Origin of the sequence: Flavobacterium alkalisoli, assembly GCF_008000935.1 — a bacterium.
Classification (GTDB): Bacteria; Bacteroidota; Bacteroidia; order Flavobacteriales; family Flavobacteriaceae; genus Flavobacterium; species Flavobacterium alkalisoli.
The window spans coordinates 2,004,058-2,020,945 of the sequence record NZ_CP042831.1 but is presented as its reverse complement, the minus strand read 5'-3'; the positions used below and the strand labels follow the sequence as shown (position 1 = coordinate 2,020,945).

At 36.7% G+C, this 16,888-nt stretch carries 15 protein-coding genes; 1 reads left to right on the top strand and 14 read right to left on the bottom strand.

From position 1 onward, the window contains the following. Positions 1–115 precede the first annotated feature (115 nt). From FUA48_RS09245 to FUA48_RS09180, 14 genes are all read right to left on the bottom strand, one after another. A complete protein-coding gene (locus FUA48_RS09245; RefSeq protein ID WP_147583267.1) occupies positions 116–1,270 on the bottom strand; it encodes a tetratricopeptide repeat protein in 1,155 nt (384 codons plus the stop codon). A 2-nt stretch (positions 1,271–1,272) separates the two neighbouring features. Next, positions 1,273–2,847: a helix-turn-helix domain-containing protein gene (locus tag FUA48_RS09240; protein WP_147583266.1), complete on the bottom strand. Its 1,575-nt coding sequence runs from the start codon at positions 2,845–2,847 to the stop codon at positions 1,273–1,275. A 205-nt stretch (positions 2,848–3,052) separates the two neighbouring features. After that, on the bottom strand, positions 3,053–3,361 hold the full coding sequence (locus tag FUA48_RS09235; RefSeq protein WP_147583265.1) for a rhodanese-like domain-containing protein: 309 nt from the start codon (positions 3,359–3,361) through the stop codon (positions 3,053–3,055). 1 nt (position 3,362) lies between these two features. Further along, a complete protein-coding gene (locus tag FUA48_RS09230) occupies positions 3,363–4,754 on the bottom strand; it encodes an MBL fold metallo-hydrolase (RefSeq protein WP_147583264.1) in 1,392 nt (463 codons plus the stop codon). 89 nt (positions 4,755–4,843) lie between these two features. After that, positions 4,844–5,641: a sulfite exporter TauE/SafE family protein gene (locus tag FUA48_RS09225; protein ID WP_147583263.1), complete on the bottom strand. Its 798-nt coding sequence runs from the start codon at positions 5,639–5,641 to the stop codon at positions 4,844–4,846. An 80-nt stretch (positions 5,642–5,721) separates the two neighbouring features. Continuing rightward, complete coding sequence (locus tag FUA48_RS09220) at positions 5,722–6,351, bottom strand: Crp/Fnr family transcriptional regulator (protein WP_147583262.1); 630 nt, start codon at positions 6,349–6,351, stop codon at positions 5,722–5,724. A 31-nt stretch (positions 6,352–6,382) separates the two neighbouring features. Continuing rightward, complete coding sequence (locus FUA48_RS09215; protein ID WP_147583261.1) at positions 6,383–6,796, bottom strand: DUF6691 family protein; 414 nt, start codon at positions 6,794–6,796, stop codon at positions 6,383–6,385. A gap of 10 nt (positions 6,797–6,806) precedes the next feature. Next, a complete protein-coding gene (locus FUA48_RS09210; RefSeq protein WP_147583260.1) occupies positions 6,807–7,364 on the bottom strand; it encodes a YeeE/YedE family protein in 558 nt (185 codons plus the stop codon). A gap of 112 nt (positions 7,365–7,476) precedes the next feature. Further along, positions 7,477–8,532: a formylglycine-generating enzyme family protein gene (locus tag FUA48_RS09205; protein WP_147583259.1), complete on the bottom strand. Its 1,056-nt coding sequence runs from the start codon at positions 8,530–8,532 to the stop codon at positions 7,477–7,479. 9 nt (positions 8,533–8,541) lie between these two features. Further along, complete coding sequence (locus FUA48_RS09200; RefSeq protein ID WP_147583258.1) at positions 8,542–9,441, bottom strand: hypothetical protein; 900 nt, start codon at positions 9,439–9,441, stop codon at positions 8,542–8,544. Between the two features lie 74 nt (positions 9,442–9,515). Beyond that, positions 9,516–10,046: a hypothetical protein gene (locus FUA48_RS09195; RefSeq protein ID WP_147583257.1), complete on the bottom strand. Its 531-nt coding sequence runs from the start codon at positions 10,044–10,046 to the stop codon at positions 9,516–9,518. A gap of 119 nt (positions 10,047–10,165) precedes the next feature. Next, positions 10,166–11,074 carry a leucine-rich repeat domain-containing protein gene (locus FUA48_RS09190; protein WP_147583256.1) on the bottom strand — a complete coding sequence of 303 codons (909 nt, stop codon included), beginning with the start codon at positions 11,072–11,074 and terminating at the stop codon, positions 10,166–10,168. A gap of 67 nt (positions 11,075–11,141) precedes the next feature. Then, positions 11,142–13,679: an alkaline phosphatase PhoX gene (locus tag FUA48_RS09185; RefSeq protein WP_147583255.1), complete on the bottom strand. Its 2,538-nt coding sequence runs from the start codon at positions 13,677–13,679 to the stop codon at positions 11,142–11,144. A gap of 166 nt (positions 13,680–13,845) precedes the next feature. Continuing rightward, entirely contained in the window at positions 13,846–15,690 is a 1,845-nt protein-coding gene (locus FUA48_RS09180; protein ID WP_147583254.1) for a cytochrome-c peroxidase, read from the bottom strand. 251 nt (positions 15,691–15,941) lie between these two features. On the opposite strand from FUA48_RS09180, the gene FUA48_RS09175 reads away from it, so the two are divergent. Continuing rightward, entirely contained in the window at positions 15,942–16,625 is a 684-nt protein-coding gene (locus FUA48_RS09175) for a sterol desaturase family protein (RefSeq protein WP_147583253.1), read from the top strand. The last annotated feature ends 263 nt before the right edge of the window (positions 16,626–16,888 follow it).

The window sequence follows — 16,888 nt, the reverse complement described above, 5'->3', positions numbered from 1 at the left end:
TATTAACAAAAAGAAAACACAACTATAATAGTATGCTTTTAGAATTCAGTAATTTTTAAAGTAAAAAAAGAATAAAAAATACCTGAATATCAATAAGTTAAAAGCAAAAACAAATTTAAGGCAAATTTGTAAGCTTTCTGCTTTTTTTAACCTTTTGCAACTCTAATCTAAGCTTATTTAAAGATTTCTTAGCCTGATTATGATATCTGTAAATCACAAAAAGAGCTATTAAAATAAGGATTATTATTACAGAAAGATATATGTAGTAACGATTTGTAAGCTGAGAGGTTTTTGTATCATATTCAACCATAAGTCCATCTATGGAATCACTTATTGATCTCCTCTCCGATTCTTTGATTATATCCTGATTGCGTAAAAACAGTTTTCGATATTCCTGATACTTCTCCCAGTTATTAACCGATAGATAATTATCGGCAAGGGCCATGTAAACTCCCCTGTTCAAAATAAGGTCACCCACATCTTTAGACAATGTAAGTGCTTCTTCCAAAACCTTTATAGCCTCACTATAATTCTCCTCATGAGTATAAACTTCGGCAAGCCCTTTTAAGGCGAATGCTTTTAAACTTTTGGCATTAATAAATTCGGCGTATAAAACTGCTTCCTCAAAGCTTGTTTTAGCTTCCTTGTATTTTCCCATAGTATAATAGCAGTATCCCTTATTGTAATACATTATACTTAGGTTAGGCTGTTCATTTTTGGTATTGAGCCTTTTATAATAGCTAATAGATTTATCTAAAAAAGGAATTGCCAGTTCGCAGCTAAAGCCTTCTTTATAAATAAGCCCCCTAACAGCAAAATTGGTAGCTCTTAAGTAAACTGAGTCTCTAATTTTATATTTCCCTAGTATACCTTCACACTTATCAATATATTCTAATGCTTTGTCATAAACCTTTAGCTGCTGGTAAACAATGGCAATACTGTTAGCTATATTGGCATTGATATCCTGATTGTTCTCTTTCTTGGCTATGCTGTCACTTTTTAAGCAATACTTTAAAGCTTTTTGATAATCCCTTTTAGATGAGTATGCACTTGATAAAAGTAACAGTCCCCTCACCTTATCATAGTTGGAACTTTGAGGAGATGAATATATGGAATCCCCTATTCTGGTTGCTTCTTCAGGATCTTTATAAATATTGAGCCTTTTAGCTTTTATAATACTGTCTATTTTATGCTCGGTTTGGGCAAAGCAGTTATAAGCACTCAAGAACAAAAGCACAACTAACAACGATATTTTTTTAAAACTATCCATGGTTATGCTTTTTTGTTATGAATTTCCTTTCCCAACATATCTATAAATACTGTAGGTGCTATACCGGTTATAGACTTAAACACCGTCGCAAAACTACTGTGTGAAGAAAAACCGCTTTCCTCTGCCAGATAACTTATTTTATAATTAAGGTATTCCGGCTCATTTTTAAGTTTCTCAATTATATAGTTTACCCTTAATTTATTTATGTAAGTATTAAAATTATCGTTGTAATGCTTATTAATAATTTCTGAAAGGTATTTGGTATTCGTATCAAGCTGTGCGGCCAGTGTCGCCAGTGACATATCTTTACTGGTATACTTAACCGTAGATTCAAACTTTTTAAGACCTACTAAAATATTCTGCTCAGTCTCTGTAGGTATAGACAGTTTTTTAGGCGATATGCTTTTCACCTTATCAACCGAGTCTACTAAAAGTTTATTGGTTATCTCAAGGTAGCCTATAATCTCTTTCAGCCTTTTCTTTTTAGCCTTGTTTGAGAAGTATAATAAATTACCAAACAACAGAACCAGGAAAAACACACCTAAAGCAGAAAAAACAACAACCTTAAGGCTATTTTCCTTTGCTTCTAAGTTTAGAGCCTGTTCTTCATTGATATAATTATAAGCAGAATTTATCGCAGATGTTTCTAAATCATAAACGTTCTTGTTATACGACAGAAAAGCATCATTATACTTTAAATGATTCTCCTTATCATTAAGACCAAGATAATTCATGGCAATCCTGTTGTTAATTTTTTCAAGCAGGTAATTATTTTCTGAATCACTTAATCGTTTTAAAAACCGGATAAGTTTGTTAAGTGCAGCTGAGTAGTCTTTATTAAAATAATCAAGATCGGCAGTGCCCGAAACCAAAGCTGTTTCAGTAAGTAAATTAGTACTTTTATGATCTTTTAGATATGAAGCTGAAGCTAAATCATAATACTTATAACTTTCTTCATATTTTTCCAGTCCCTTGTAAGCTTTGGCTTTTATAAGATAATAAACATCCGAAAGCTTAAGCTCTTCTATTTGCTTACTCTCCTTATCTAAAGTATTAATTACAGTAATGGCCTGATTATAGTTTTCCTGATCGATAAGCATGTTTGCTTCTTCTAAAACAAGCTTTATATTTATATAAGATTTTAAGGAAGCCTCATCCTCGTTTTGCTCAAGTGCCTTTACATAATCAATATAATTATCAAACTGATTGTAAAGTTTAAGGGTTCTTGCCAGAAAAGCCTTATGAAAAACAATTTCTGCCTTTAGGGAGTCATTAACCTTATTGATAAGCCTGTTTGCCTTAAAAAGGCTTTCAGCGGTTTTATCATAGTCACCTTTGGCTGTATTAATATCAGCCTCTATCAGGTATACTGTAACATAATCATCTGCTGTGTTGGCTTTCTTGAGCAGATGATCTGTTAACCTTAAAACTTCATTCGGACTAAAAAAAGCCATCTCACGGGCTTTATTTATCATACGCCTATCCTCATCATTTTCCTGAGAAAATAATGGTGAAATTACAAACAGCAGCATAAACAATACATACTGTCCAAAAAGCCTATTATTACTTAAAATCATTAGCCTTGCTTCCTGATAGCGTTGTATAAATCTAATAAAATTTCTGTAAGAAATTATTATAGTGCAAATATACTTTTAATAGTTAAGCAAACCCTGATTATTTAGAATATAACAATATAAACATAAAAGGCGGCCATAAAAGCCGCCTTTACCAATCAATCACAATTTAATCACTTTAATTAAAAATTATAACTTCATCAACAAGTTATTTTAAATCACCTTTCCACAACAGTAATCCGCCATTAAGGTTTATCGTATTCTCAAACCCAAAACTCTCCATGAACTGACATGCCATACCGCTGCGGTTTCCGCTCCTGCAGTATACATAGTAATTTTTATCGCGGTCAAGTTTTCTCATTTCATCAAAAAAATGCTCTCTCTCAAAAAAATTAATACAAACAGCATTAGGCAGCATACCCTCGGCACATTCATCTTCTGTCCTTACATCAAGTACAACCGCATTTGAGTCCTGCTCAATAAGCGTTTCCCATTCGTCCTGTCTTACATTTTTCATATTAATTACTTACTGTTAGGTTATTGTATTTTTTCCATTCGGCCATACCGGCTGAATAATTTTTTACTCTAATTCCGTTTTTGCGAAGTAATGAAGCCGCTATAGCTGCACGATCTCCGCTCTGGCAGTGTATAACCACCTCTTTTTTTGTATCTATTCTGCCAAGGTTATCCTTTAATGTACCTGTAAACAGGTTTATGGCTCCCTCAACATGGGCAGCATTATATTCTGCCTCTCCCCTTACATCTACTATTTGTACGTTTGTTTTACCTATTTGGTTTTTAAATTCGTCAATTGATATCACATCCGACTTTTGTAACTCAAACCCCATTTCCGCTACATTATCAATATATCCGTAGATGTTATCAAGACCTATACGCATAAGCTTTCTGGTAAGCTCATCCATTTGACTTTCATCTGCTATAAGGATAAACTGTTCTTCATAGTTAAGTATCCAGCCACACCAGGTCGCAAAAGAGTTGTTACCCTGTATGTTTATGGTATCGGGTATAAAACCGTTTGCAAAATCGGTTTTGTTACGGGTATCAATAATGGTCATCCCTTTTTCATAAGCATCCAGAAACTCTGCTTTAGAAAGTCTGGCATGTTTTGGTACTTCAACCAGTAGTGGCCTGTCTACCTTATTAAGCTTTTTCATCATTGCAAAGTACTTAGGAGGTTCCGGCTGATCGGCAAGCAGATAGTCTGTAAAGCCCTGTTCATTATTTTCGTACTGAAAAGCCCAGTTTCTTATTTTTTCATACCCGACAGTTGAACTTGGTACAGCTCCCAGAGCCTTACCACAGGCAGAACCTGCTCCATGACCGGGCCATACCTGTATATGAGCAGGAAGGGAGGCAAACTTTTCTATCGATTTATACATTTGTTTTGCTCCGGCATCCTGAGTGCCTTTCAGGCCTGCTGCCTTTTCAAGGAGATCGGGCCTGCCTATATCCCCTACAAACACAAAGTCTCCGGTAAACAGCATTACTGGTTCATCTGTAGCAGGATGGTCTGTAAGCAGGAAGCTTATACTTTCGGGTGTATGCCCCGGTGTATGTACTACTTCCAGAGAAAGATTACCTACTTTAATAATATCACCGTTTTTAAGGCCCACATGATCAAATTCATATTGCCAGTCGGGGCCACCTTCGTCAGACAGGTACATTTTAGCCCCTGTCACTTTAGCCAGTTCTCTCGACCCAGTAAGGAAATCGGCGTGAATATGGGTTTCGGCAATATGAGTAATTGTCATATTGTTTTGCTTTGCTATATCCAGATAAGTATCTATATCCCTTTTAGCATCTATTACAATTGCTTCCCCTTTAGCCTGACAGCCTATAAAGTAACTAGCCTGAGCCAGGGTTTTATCATATACATGTTGAAAATACATAACTTAAATATTTATTGTTTATACTCCAAAATTAGATTATTCCGTTTGCCTGTGCAGTAACAAAAGTTACACAAACAACTTATTTTCAATTACATAAAAATTTCTTTTATCAAAATATAGATCCCCATTATTAATACAAACCACCCAAAGCCTGTTTTAAGTTTTTCGCCCGGAATTTTATTTGACAACGCTATACCAATAAAGATTCCGATTACCGACATTAAAGTAAAGACCAGTAAAAAGGACCAGTCTATATTACTTTGCCCCACATCTCCCATAAAACCGGCCAATGACTGGATGGCAATAATAAAAAGTGAAGTTCCTACGGCCTTTTTCATAGGCATATGTGCCAAAAAAACCAATGCAGGTATTATTAAGAATCCGCCCCCGGCACCTACAGCTCCTGCTAAAACCCCTATAAGTACCCCCAAAACGACCAACTTGGAATAGGAAACATCAATATTTGCTGCGATAGTACCGGAGTTTCCGGATTTTATCATTCGTACTGATGCCGTTAGCATTACCACAGCAAACAGTACCATTAACAGTAAAGATTTTGTGATTAGAACTGTTCCTGCAGAAAATACCACATCAGGTATTGCAGGTATTACAAATGCCCTAACGAGGTAAGCAGCCATTAAGGATGGTATACCAAATATCCATACTATACTAAAATCTACATTCTTGTTAAAGGCATTTCTTACTCCTCCTACCAAAGCCGTGCTGCCTACCACAAAAAGAGAATAAGCAGTTGCCAGCACAGGGTTAACCGTTAATATATATACTAAAATGGGTACGGTAAGTATAGATCCTCCACTGCCTATAAGGCCAAGAGAAACACCTACCAAAAGGGCAAGAAAATAGCCTGAAACCATTGTTACATCCATAAGTGTATGCTTTAATAATTTCAGGCTAAATTAGTATGTGGTAAAAAGCTGGGCAGTAACAAAAGTTACACTGACGTTTTTTATTTTAAAAGAACAATATTATTTCGGTTCAGTTTTATTTTACCCTCATTTTCAAAGGCTTTTAATAATCTTGAAACCACTACCCTCGATGTATTAAGCTCATAAGCTATTTCCTGATGGGTGTTATTAATAATATTTGAATTATTGACCTTAGATTTCTCATTGAGATAGTTAAGCAGGCGCTCATCCATTTTCATAAAGGCAAGGTTATCTACTGCACTAAGCATTTCGCTTAAACGTTTATTATAACTGGTAAAAACAAAATTGCGCCAACTCTTATATTTACCCAGCCACTCTTCCATTTTGTTTACCGGTATCATGGCAAGGCTGCCTTTGTTTTCGGCTATGGCCCTTATCTCACTTTTGGTATCACCCATACAGCAGGCAAGTGTCATGGCACAGGTATCTCCCTTTTCAAGAAAATAAAGCAGTAAGTCGCCCTCATCCCTGTCTTCCCTTAATATTTTTATAGCTCCTGTTAGCAGTAAAGGCATTCTTCTTATGTATTCTCCAATATCAATAAGCCTGTCTCCTTCCTCAAATTCAACAAGGGTAGACACTTCTGCTATTTCCTTTATAAGGGCTTCTTCAAAAATATTGCCGTAAGCCTGTTTTATCAGTTCTTCCATTGTGTTGTGGTTGATTGTTTAAATATACAAATTAATGCGGCAGCTTGTCTTTTATAAGTCCGTAAACCCAGGTACCGCCTACTGCTCCTGCAATTACAATAAGTATAGGATAAAATCCTGCACCTGCCAGTACAAACATAGGTCCCGGACATGCACCTGCCAAAGCCCAGCCTAAACCAAAAAGGATACCTCCAAACATATACCTCGAAAAGCTTTTGTCTTTAGGAATTATCAGTATGGGGTTACCCGACATGTCTTTCAGTCTCTTCCTTTTTATAAGCTGAACCAAAAGCACTCCCAGTACCAGTGCAGAGCCTATTATTCCATACATATGAAATGACCTGAACTGAAACATTTCATAAATTCGAAACCACGAAGCTGCTTCCGATTTAAACATTACTATCCCGAAGAATGTACCAACTATTAAAAAAATTATATTTCTCATTGTCTTGCTATTAAAAAATTAAAGGAAACAGAAGATGTACCATAATAAGTCCTCCCACAAAAAATCCTACTACAGCGATAAGTGACGGTAACTGAAGATTGCTTAACCCCGATATGGCGTGTCCTGAGGTACATCCCCCGGCATAGCGGGCACCAAACCCTACCAGAAAACCTCCTGTCAATAGGATGATGATTGTTTTTATCGAAGAGAAAGCTTCACTCCCAAAAAGTTCTGTAGGTACGTATGCTTTTCCGGCGCTTTCAAACTCCATTACTTTTAAATCGGCTATTGTATCAGGATTAATATCAGGTACCGGATTTACAGATAAAAAGTTGAAAGCTATAAAACCACCCAGTATAGCCCCAATCATGATTAGAAGATTCCATTTTTGAGAACGCCAGTCAAAACAAAAAAAGTCGCAGGTACTACCTGCACCGCACATTGTACAAATAGTACGGAGGTTAGACGACATACCAAAGTTCTTTCCTAGAAATAAAAGCAACGCCATTGTAAGCGTAATTAAAGGTCCGGCCACATACCATGGCCACGGTTGTAAAATCCAGTTCATATTATTTTATTTTTCTGCAAAATAACAGTACATAAAAATGTTGGTCAGTAGCTTTTGTTACATAACAAAAAAAGCAGCCTTTTGGCTGCTTCTATATACTAAATATCTATTATTAATTCTTATCCTTTACACAACGGAATCCCACATGTTCCTGCCCACTATCTTCAGAGTTTGCCATTCTGGCATCGGGCCTGTAGCTTGAGCAATACTGTTCACTGCATAAAAAAGAACCTCCTTTTATCACTCTCTTAGGGCTGTAAGGGTCATTAGGATCATAACTTACCTCCGGGCCTTTAGGGCTGTGGCACTCCCTCATCCCCGATGTTTTATACATCTTATAAGTATCCGGCCTGTAACGGTCGTCTGTAAGTTCCCAAACGTTACCTATCATATCATACAAGCCGTATCCGTTTGGCTGAAAACTCTTTACAGGAGCCAGCCTGTCAAAACCATCGGCATCGGTATTATGATAAGGAAAATCTCCCTGAAAGAAGTTTGCCTGATAAACACCCGCTGGGGTCAGTTCGTTACCCCATGCAAAGTTTTGATTGTCCTTTCCTCCCTGTGCTGCATATTCCCATTCTGCCTCTGTAGGTAATCTTTTACCTGCCCATTTTGCATAGGCCTGAGCATCTTCATAAGCCACCTGCACTACCGGGTAATTACCTTTTCCTTTAATATCGCTATCAGGCCCCTGCGGATGTCTCCAGTTAGCACCTGGCATCCAGGCCCACCATAGTGAATAATCATTTAATGGCACTGGCCCTGAAGGTGGTAAAAATACCAACGAACCGGGAACTAGTATAGAATCGTGTGGTTTAGGTGTGCCGGGAGGTAATTGTTTTTTCATCTCTTCCCAGTCAATTTCCCTTTCCGCAACTGTTTTATAGCCTGTTGCTTTTACAAAGGCTTCAAACTGGTCATTTGTAACTTCAGTCTCGTCTATCCAAAAACCATCCATTTTGGTTAACACGGCAGGCCCCTCGGTATTAGCGGCATCTGTACTGCTGTTCCCCAGCATAAATTCCCCGCCTTTAATCCAAACCATCCCTTTAGGTTTATTGGCAGGAACGGCATCAGTATTATCTGCAAGGGTATCAGTATTTTTTTTGTCCTGGCAGGAGCAAAAAACAAATGCAATTGCCAGTATAAGGTAGTTTAGTTTCATTGGTAGTGATTATTTAGAAAATTTGATTTTATTGCCAAAAGTATAAGTCGCAGTTAAAGAAGGTCCGTTATATCCCCATTTAAAAAAACCGTTAAGCCTTTCTTTCTCTACATCTACCCTTATATTTAAACCTGTATATCCTGCCGTAATACTAAAGTTTTTATAGATATTATATAATACAGACAAGTTATAGCTTATTATCCTTCCCCTAATATTATCTATAGTAAGGGATAAATAATTAATGTTTGTATAAAGTCCGAATTTAGGCCCCAGTACAAATTCGCCCCAAGCACCAATATCAGGTAAAGGTGCAGTAAAGTCAAAATTATCCTCTACTCCCACCGAGCCTATATTTGTATTCAGCTGTAATCCCATATCACCAAAAATCACGTGAGCACCTATAAGTAATCCAGCCTCATATTTTGGTTTGCTTAAAATAGCGTAACTATATGCCAGCCTTGCTATGTTATTATCAAAAAAGGCAGACACCGAAGCATTTACAGGATAAACATGATCCCCGAATTCTATTTCTCTGTCTAATGTTTTAGTTGACTCCCTCCTAAGATAGAAATATTCTAATACTAATCTTGATCTTCTTGATATACGCCATTGAAAGTCGGCTATAAAAGAAGTAGTACTTTTGCTGAACCCTAAATCATCTTCCAGGTCTATTGTAGTCCCAAAGTTACCATTATTGTTCCCTACCCTTACCTGAGTATTGTTTACGGGAAAAAAGGCACCCGCATTAAATTTAAATCTTCTGGCATACCAAAAAGGAAGATCATCCGGTAAAATCTGAGGAATTTCATCTTCTGTCTGAACAACAATGGTATCCAGTTGTAATTCTGTTTGTGCTGTAACTGACAGACTCAAAAAATAAAATAAAGGAGCGAACAATAATTTCTTCATGACGGGAAAGTATTGGTTGATGTATTAAAGTTATAAAAACATCTGATTATAAGCAACATAAATTAAGCTTTTTACTAGTTTAAAACCCTGCTTACCCCTATGCTTATAGTATAACTATCGTAAGCATTCCACCTGAAATCATAGTTAAGTGCTGCACCTACCTCCCATTTTTCAGATACCTCAATTCCATATTCGTAGCCCAGCCTGTTAAGAAAAAGATTTTCCTCTTTTTCAAACTCACCACCTATACCAAACATTATTGTATGATTACCAAACTTTCTCATTCCCATAACGGCAGGAGCTATCGGAAAGCTTCTCTCTAACGGAGCATCATCACCTAAATTTTCATCGACCGTAAATTTATCGACCGTGATATCAGTATGAAGCCCCAAGCCCCATTTTTCATTAAACCAATAGTTATAATCAATACCCCAGGCAGGTAACGATATCAACTTATTTTCTGAATTATCCACACCATTAAAAATATTAACGTGGCTAATGGAAACACCCAACGTTTGATGATGCCCTGAACTCTCCTCCTGTGCAAAACCTTTTGTATAAAAAAAGAATGCTGCAAAAAAGTATAGTGGTAATAACTTTTTCATTATGAAATATTTAATAATGTTACTCCCTTTAAAGTTAAACACTAAAACCCTTAATTTTTTGTTAAATAAAAAAGACAGCAAAATGCTGTCTCTACAATTCTATACTAGATATTGAATTTTTAAAAATATACCTTACACCCTGGCAAAGCTTTTTTAATCCTTTCTTTTTCAGCAGTATTTATATTATTACCCGTAATTATTAGTGTTTTTAAACCTGTAAGCTTATCAATGCCTTTTGGTAATTCGGTAAGGTTATTGTTGGCAATAGTTAAAAGCTCAAGTTGTGTTAAGTCCTGAATGTTATCCGGCAGCTTTACAAGCTTATTATTATTTAGCATTAGGGTTTTAAGGGATGTTAGTTTCCCTATTTCCTGAGGCAAATATTTCAGGCTGTTATATTCCATATTAAGAATCTCAAGATTGGGAAAATTAAACCAACTCCCATCAAACTCATTAAACTGATTATAGCTCAACTGAAGATTTTTTAGTTTTTTTAGCTTGGCTATGTTTTGAGGAAGATAACTTAACTGATTATTGTCAAGCTCTAATATTTCAAGATTTTTACAATTACCGATACCCTCCGGCACAGAAACGAGTGAATTTACAGAGAGATGCAGGTATCTTAGCTTTGTAAGTTCTTTTATTTCCTGAGGAAGATAGGATATATCATTATCCGACAAGTCTATCCTAATAAGGTTGTTTAACTTGCCTATTTCTTTAGGAAGATATTTTATAGAGTTAAGTTTAAAATTTAGCACTTCAAGATTTTTAAGTGTAAAAATTTCCTCATCCCAATACTCCAGGTTATTACGCATAAGGTTTAAAAATTCCAGATGCTCCAGTTTGCTTAAGTCGGCTGGTACATAAAAAAGTTTCTGATCCCTTAAATTAAGCTGCTTTGCATTTTTATCTGACATTGCTTCCTTTACACTGTAGTACACAGGTATATTAATAGGATCGGCATACTGAGCCCTTGCACAAACACTACCTAAAATAAAAACCGTTAAAGCTAAAATTCGTTTTTTCATCACACAATTAAATTGAAAAAAGGACCGGTACTACTACCGGCCCTTGTATATTATTTTGAATAAAGTATTAGTTTACTTTAATCATTTTGTATGAACCTGATTTCTCACCAACTTTAATATTGATGATGAATACCTGCTCGTTAAACTGAGTTAGGTTAAGGTCAATTTTTTGTGAACCACCTACTGACTGGGTTTGTTCTACAGCAACTTTTCTACCTACAAGGTCATATATTTCTATAGCTACATCCTGTCCTGCTTCACCATTAAGCTCTACAGTTACCTGACCTCTTGTTGGGTTAGGATAAATGCTTACCATACCTTTAAGAGTATCTTCTAAACCTAAAGCAGAATCAACTACAATATAATCGTTTTTAAGGTTAGCTTCGCTATCACCTGCTACGTTAGTAGATACAAGTGTTACGTTGTATGTTCCTTCTTCTGCATAAGTAACTGTTGGGTTAGCATCTGTAGAAGTAGCCGGCTCACCACCTTCAAATGTCCATGACCATGAAGTTGGGTTGTTTGTACTTAGGTCAGTAAATGTTACTACCTGTCCTTGTCCTACCTCAACATCGTCAGCAGAGAAATCTGCAACAGGAGTCTGTACACCAAGTTGAGATCTGTTAGCAATAACAACTGTAGCAGAGGCATTAATATTAACATCTTCAAATGTTGCATCTACCTGAGCATTGTTACTGCCATTAGGGTGCTGTACAGAGAAGAAACCATATTTAAAGTCTGGAGTGAATGTTAAACCTGTTGGCTCAGAACCTGCAGGCATAGAAGAGTGTAGTAAAACCTGAGGAGCTCCCTGAGAGTGGTTAGGGCGTATTACCCAAATGTAGTTTAATCCACCATCCTGAAGTACCCAAAGGTTACCTTTATCATCAAAAGTAAGGTTATCGTTACCGTCACCCCAAGGCTCAGTATAACTTGTACCGTTAACGTCAAGTTCATAATCCATACCTCCTACAAAAGTTTCAAAATCAGAAACTGTAGTACCGTTATCAGTAAAACGGTAAACACGGTCTAAACCTTTAGCAGTAAAGTATACTTTACCGTCTATTGGGCTAATTTCACAGTCTTCAACACCATTAAAAGCTGTACCACCTAGTGCAGCTGCATTAGCAGTCATAGTATTTCTGTCTGCAGCAGTAGCGTTAGGAACCTCAATCCAGGTAGCAGTACTTGAAGTTGGCTCATTGCTTGAAAGTGCAGTATCTAAATGAAGTACATAAACAGTACCTGAAGATAAATCGTTAGCATTATCGGCAACAAATTTGTAAACACAGTGTGTACCACCGTCTTCACCATAGTAAGCTGTAGTACCATCGGCAGAAACCACTACGTTCTCATGGTTCATTCTACCCATAGCCCATAATTTTTCCTGCTTACCATTACCATATTCCATTACCTGAGCAGTTACCGGATCTATTTCCACTAACCATCCCACATCCTGATAATTGTCACCGTTTGCATCACCACCTGAAGTATTCTCTTCTGCAGTAATTATTGTACCCCATGGAGTAACACCACCTGAACAGTTTCTGATAGTAGTTACAAGGTCATTGTTTTGGAATTCTACCGGTTGAGTATTATCAAGCACCCAAAGGTTAGTTTCCTCATCTAAGTGCATATCTAAGATAGATACACCACCAGGGTTGTTTTCGTGGTTTACAGCAAGATATCCAAGCTCGCTACTTCCTTCCATAGGCACATAACCTGTAAAGTCATGATTACCCGGTACAGTACCAGAACCATCCATATAAGCATCTCCCTGTTTGAACAGTAACTGGAATTTATGCTCTTCAGGGATTATAAGGTAAGGCATTTGAGAAGTAGGCATGATAGAAGTAAAACATCCTATGTGTCCCTCTTCACATACGAAATCTTCCGGTGCATCTTTAATATACATATCAAAGCCAAGGTCAGAACTCTGTCCGTCACGGTTGTGCATCTCAACAGCGATTCTGTTTACACCTTCCTGGAAAATAGATTTTGGAAGATGGAATACCTGGAATCTTTTCTCATCAGCACCATCAATGATACTTGCTGAATTCGTTAAATAGTTAATTGCACCTGTTGGCATATTGTCTCTTATAACTTCTACACCGTTAACATAAACAATAACACCATCATCTCTTCTGATACCGAATTCTACCATGTCGGCAACCTCAGAAAGAGTGATATCCATATCTCTTACAAAGTAACTTGTAATGTATTTGTTTCCTGCATCAGGACCGTAAGAGATAACTGTTTTAGTAGGGTCTCCGTAACCAAGAGGAGCCTCTCCTGTAGACCATGCAGAAACATCATAAGATGAAAGTTTCCAGTCTGTAGCATCAAGACCTGTACCTAAATCAAAATAAGACCACTCTGAGTCTTTAGAAAGAGGATAAGCAGCAGGAGTTAAAGGAGGCATCATTGTAGCAACTGTAGTTACAGCTACTTTCTTATCAGCAGTAGTATTTTTTTCAGCTGTGGTTGGCTTAGCTTCATCAGCTTTAGCCGGGGTCGTTACAGAGAAGTTCCCTGTATTAAAGTTGATTACTGCAAAGCTCCAAAGAGAGAACAGTAAACTTAAAGAAAGTAAACTTTTTTTCATGCTTTAATTATAGTTTTGGTTTTTACATGGCAAAACTACCTTCTGCATGTTTCCTTAGCCTGAAGTCACCTTTAAGGTTTATTTAAACTAATGTTACCCGTTTTAAAAAACAATTAAATATAAAAGCAAAATTCCCCCCTATGTTTACTCAATGTAAATCTTCAGATTATTTTTCTATAGCAGACAAATCAGTAAGTGATTTTAAAAAAGCGACAAGGTCTTTCTTTTCCTGCTCTGTAAGATCCAGAGCATCCGACCCAAGTGTTTGATTAGTTACCGAAAGCCCCAAACCTTCACCTCCGCCGTTATCATAAAAATCAATAACTTCTTCAAGGGTACTATATGCTCCGTTATGAAAATAAGGAGCCGTAAGCTGTACATTTCTTATAGTTGTGGTTTTAAAGGATCTCTCATAAATCCAGGCATACTCTGTAAGTACCTGATTGTTTATTCTGCCTAAATCACCATCAAGTTGCGGTGATTTGTTATCAGGGGTCACCAAAACCCCTAATATTTCGCTTTCGTTCTCGTTATAAAATGGCGGCACTAGCCCGCTAAAGGTTGGCGCAAAGTGACAGGTAGCACAGTTGGCCTTACCGGTAAATAAATTAAACCCTCTTTTTACCTCTGCCGGAATATCTTCCAGTTCTCCCCTTACATATTTATCAAAAGGACTGTCAAACGATTTTAAAGAAAGTACATAAGACACAAGTGCCTTAGAGAAGTTCTCCCTGTTAACAGCACTTTTACCGAATACTTTTTTAAACTGATCGGCATACGTATTATCATTTTCCAGCTTTTTAAGTATATCACTATAGGCCGTATTAAATTCTTCATGATTAAATATTACGTGTTCTGCCTGTTGTTCAAGGCTAAAAGCTCTCAGGTCATAAAAATACCTGTCGGCATAAACAGCGTTTAAAAGTGTAGGCGCATTTCTAAGTACCGTTTTACCCTGCACGCTGCTTAACGATTTAGGAACACCGTCTGTAAAACCTTTTTCAGGATTATGGCATGATGCACAGCTTAACGAACCATCGCTACTTAATACAGGATCATAAAACAAAGATTTTCCTAACTTTCTAAGAGCTTCGCTGTCATCTTCCTTATTAAGTTCTGTAAAATAATACGGATTCAAAAAATCGGCAGCAAATACCGATGTACTTTCGGGATTCCATCCTGAAGTCTGCTTCAAATACTCAGGGATATTATTACCCTGCATTTCCCCCAGTTTTTTATATAAAGGGTCTATGTAGGTTTTTAAAAAAGTAAGCCTGTCAAAATCTTCAAATGATTCTGAACTGTTTAAATAGGCCAACCCGCCTTTAAACAACTCAATTACCTTGTTTTTATCGGCTATATTGCCCTGATTGTAATTTTCCGTAAAGAACACTAACATTCCTTCAAACGAGGCCCTGGACTCCTCTATTCCGTTTAAAGAACCCGGAGTATCAAATCCGGTAACCCCCATGCTAAAAATTCTCACTAACTGCAGCCTCATAGCAGTTAAGTTATACTGATTTTTAAATTCCTGACTGCTCAGGCTATTATATAACACTCCATATTTACTCTTCACATTTTTGGCTACCGCAGCAATCTTTGACTTTTCCTTATCTGCCTCATCAGAAAAAACAAGTTCATCAAGAACCTGTAACCCTTCCGGGCTTACAACCTTTGGCCTTGTACCCTCTTTTTCTATCTGCATAAGCGGCGCCCCGTTTATATGGCTGTTTACATACTCTGCATAGTAAAAAGCCAAAAAGAATTCTACTTTTTTATAAGAAATCCTGGTATCTTTTAAAGTATGCTGTAGTGAATCAAGGGTAATTTTGCCCTGCCTGTAACTGTTTGCCGTATTATCCAGTATTTCCAGTGCATTACTGAAGTCTGAAAAATAATTGGTTATTACCTGTGGTGGTGTAGAGGAAGTTTTACCGCTAAAGGAAATAAAAACCAGGGCAAAAAAAGCTATTGCCAGTGCAAAAACAGTTTTTTTATAATATGCTGACATAATAGTAATAGTATCAAAAGGCAAACTTACTTAGCTACTGTATGGCACACATTAACCCCGTATTAAGAAATGATTAAGCTAAACATAACACTCCAGCCGTTGTATTTGCTATAGTTTTGCACAGTTGATTGTTCAAAAAACGGTACTATTTTTTAAATTTATACTTCAGTTCCAATTAATAATTTTAGTAAATTGTACTGTTAAAAAATTTAATCAATCTCAATCAAATCAATTCTAAAAATCACACAGCCATGTCAGACACAACCCACTCCAAACGCCACAGACCGAAACATAAAGGAAGCGCAACACTATTTAAAAACCCTTTCTTAGAAAAGCTTACCAAAACACATATTGCACTGCCTTTATCCATTTTTACGGTTATTTCTGTTGCTTTAATTTACTATGGTATAATAGAAAAAGGGTTTACGACTCCACAAATCATTCTTCTGTTTTTTGCAGGAATGTTTGTATTTACGTTTATCGAGTATATCGTTCACCGTTACCTGTATCATATCAAACCACATGAACATCAGGACGAAACTGATACATTTAGCTATAAAGTACATGGGGTACATCACGATTATCCTAAAGACAAGCAAAGGCTGGCAATGCCTCCAATTATCGCCTTAGTACTTGCTACCTTCTTCTTTATTCTGTATCGTGCCATTATGGGAGATTTTGTTTTTGGTTTCCTGGCAGGTTTCCTTATGGGATATACTATTTATCTGTGTATTCACTACAGTGTACACATTTTTACTGTACCTGATAATTTCCTTAAAACCTTATGGCATCACCATGCTGTACACCATTATAGACAACCAGACAGGGCTTTTGGTGTATCATCGCCTTTCTGGGATTATATTTTTGGAACAATGCCTAATCTTATAAATCAGGAAAACACAAAATCAGGTGAATTTATAGACGATAACAAATAAGTAAAGGCAGCCATGTGGCTGCCTTTTTACTTTTTATGCCTGAATCACACTTCTACTTCAACAGGCAATATGTTTTTCTAAAAAAAACAATCTTTTTCATAGCGTTTTGTAATTTAACAAACTGCTACTACAAATTTACATTTTATAACACATTACAACTATAAGATTATCATAAAATTTCATAAAAAACTCCTGCCCCTGTAAACAGGGGCAGGAGCGTGATCAAAAATAACTATTAATCTATGAAGTCGAAGTGTGTAGAT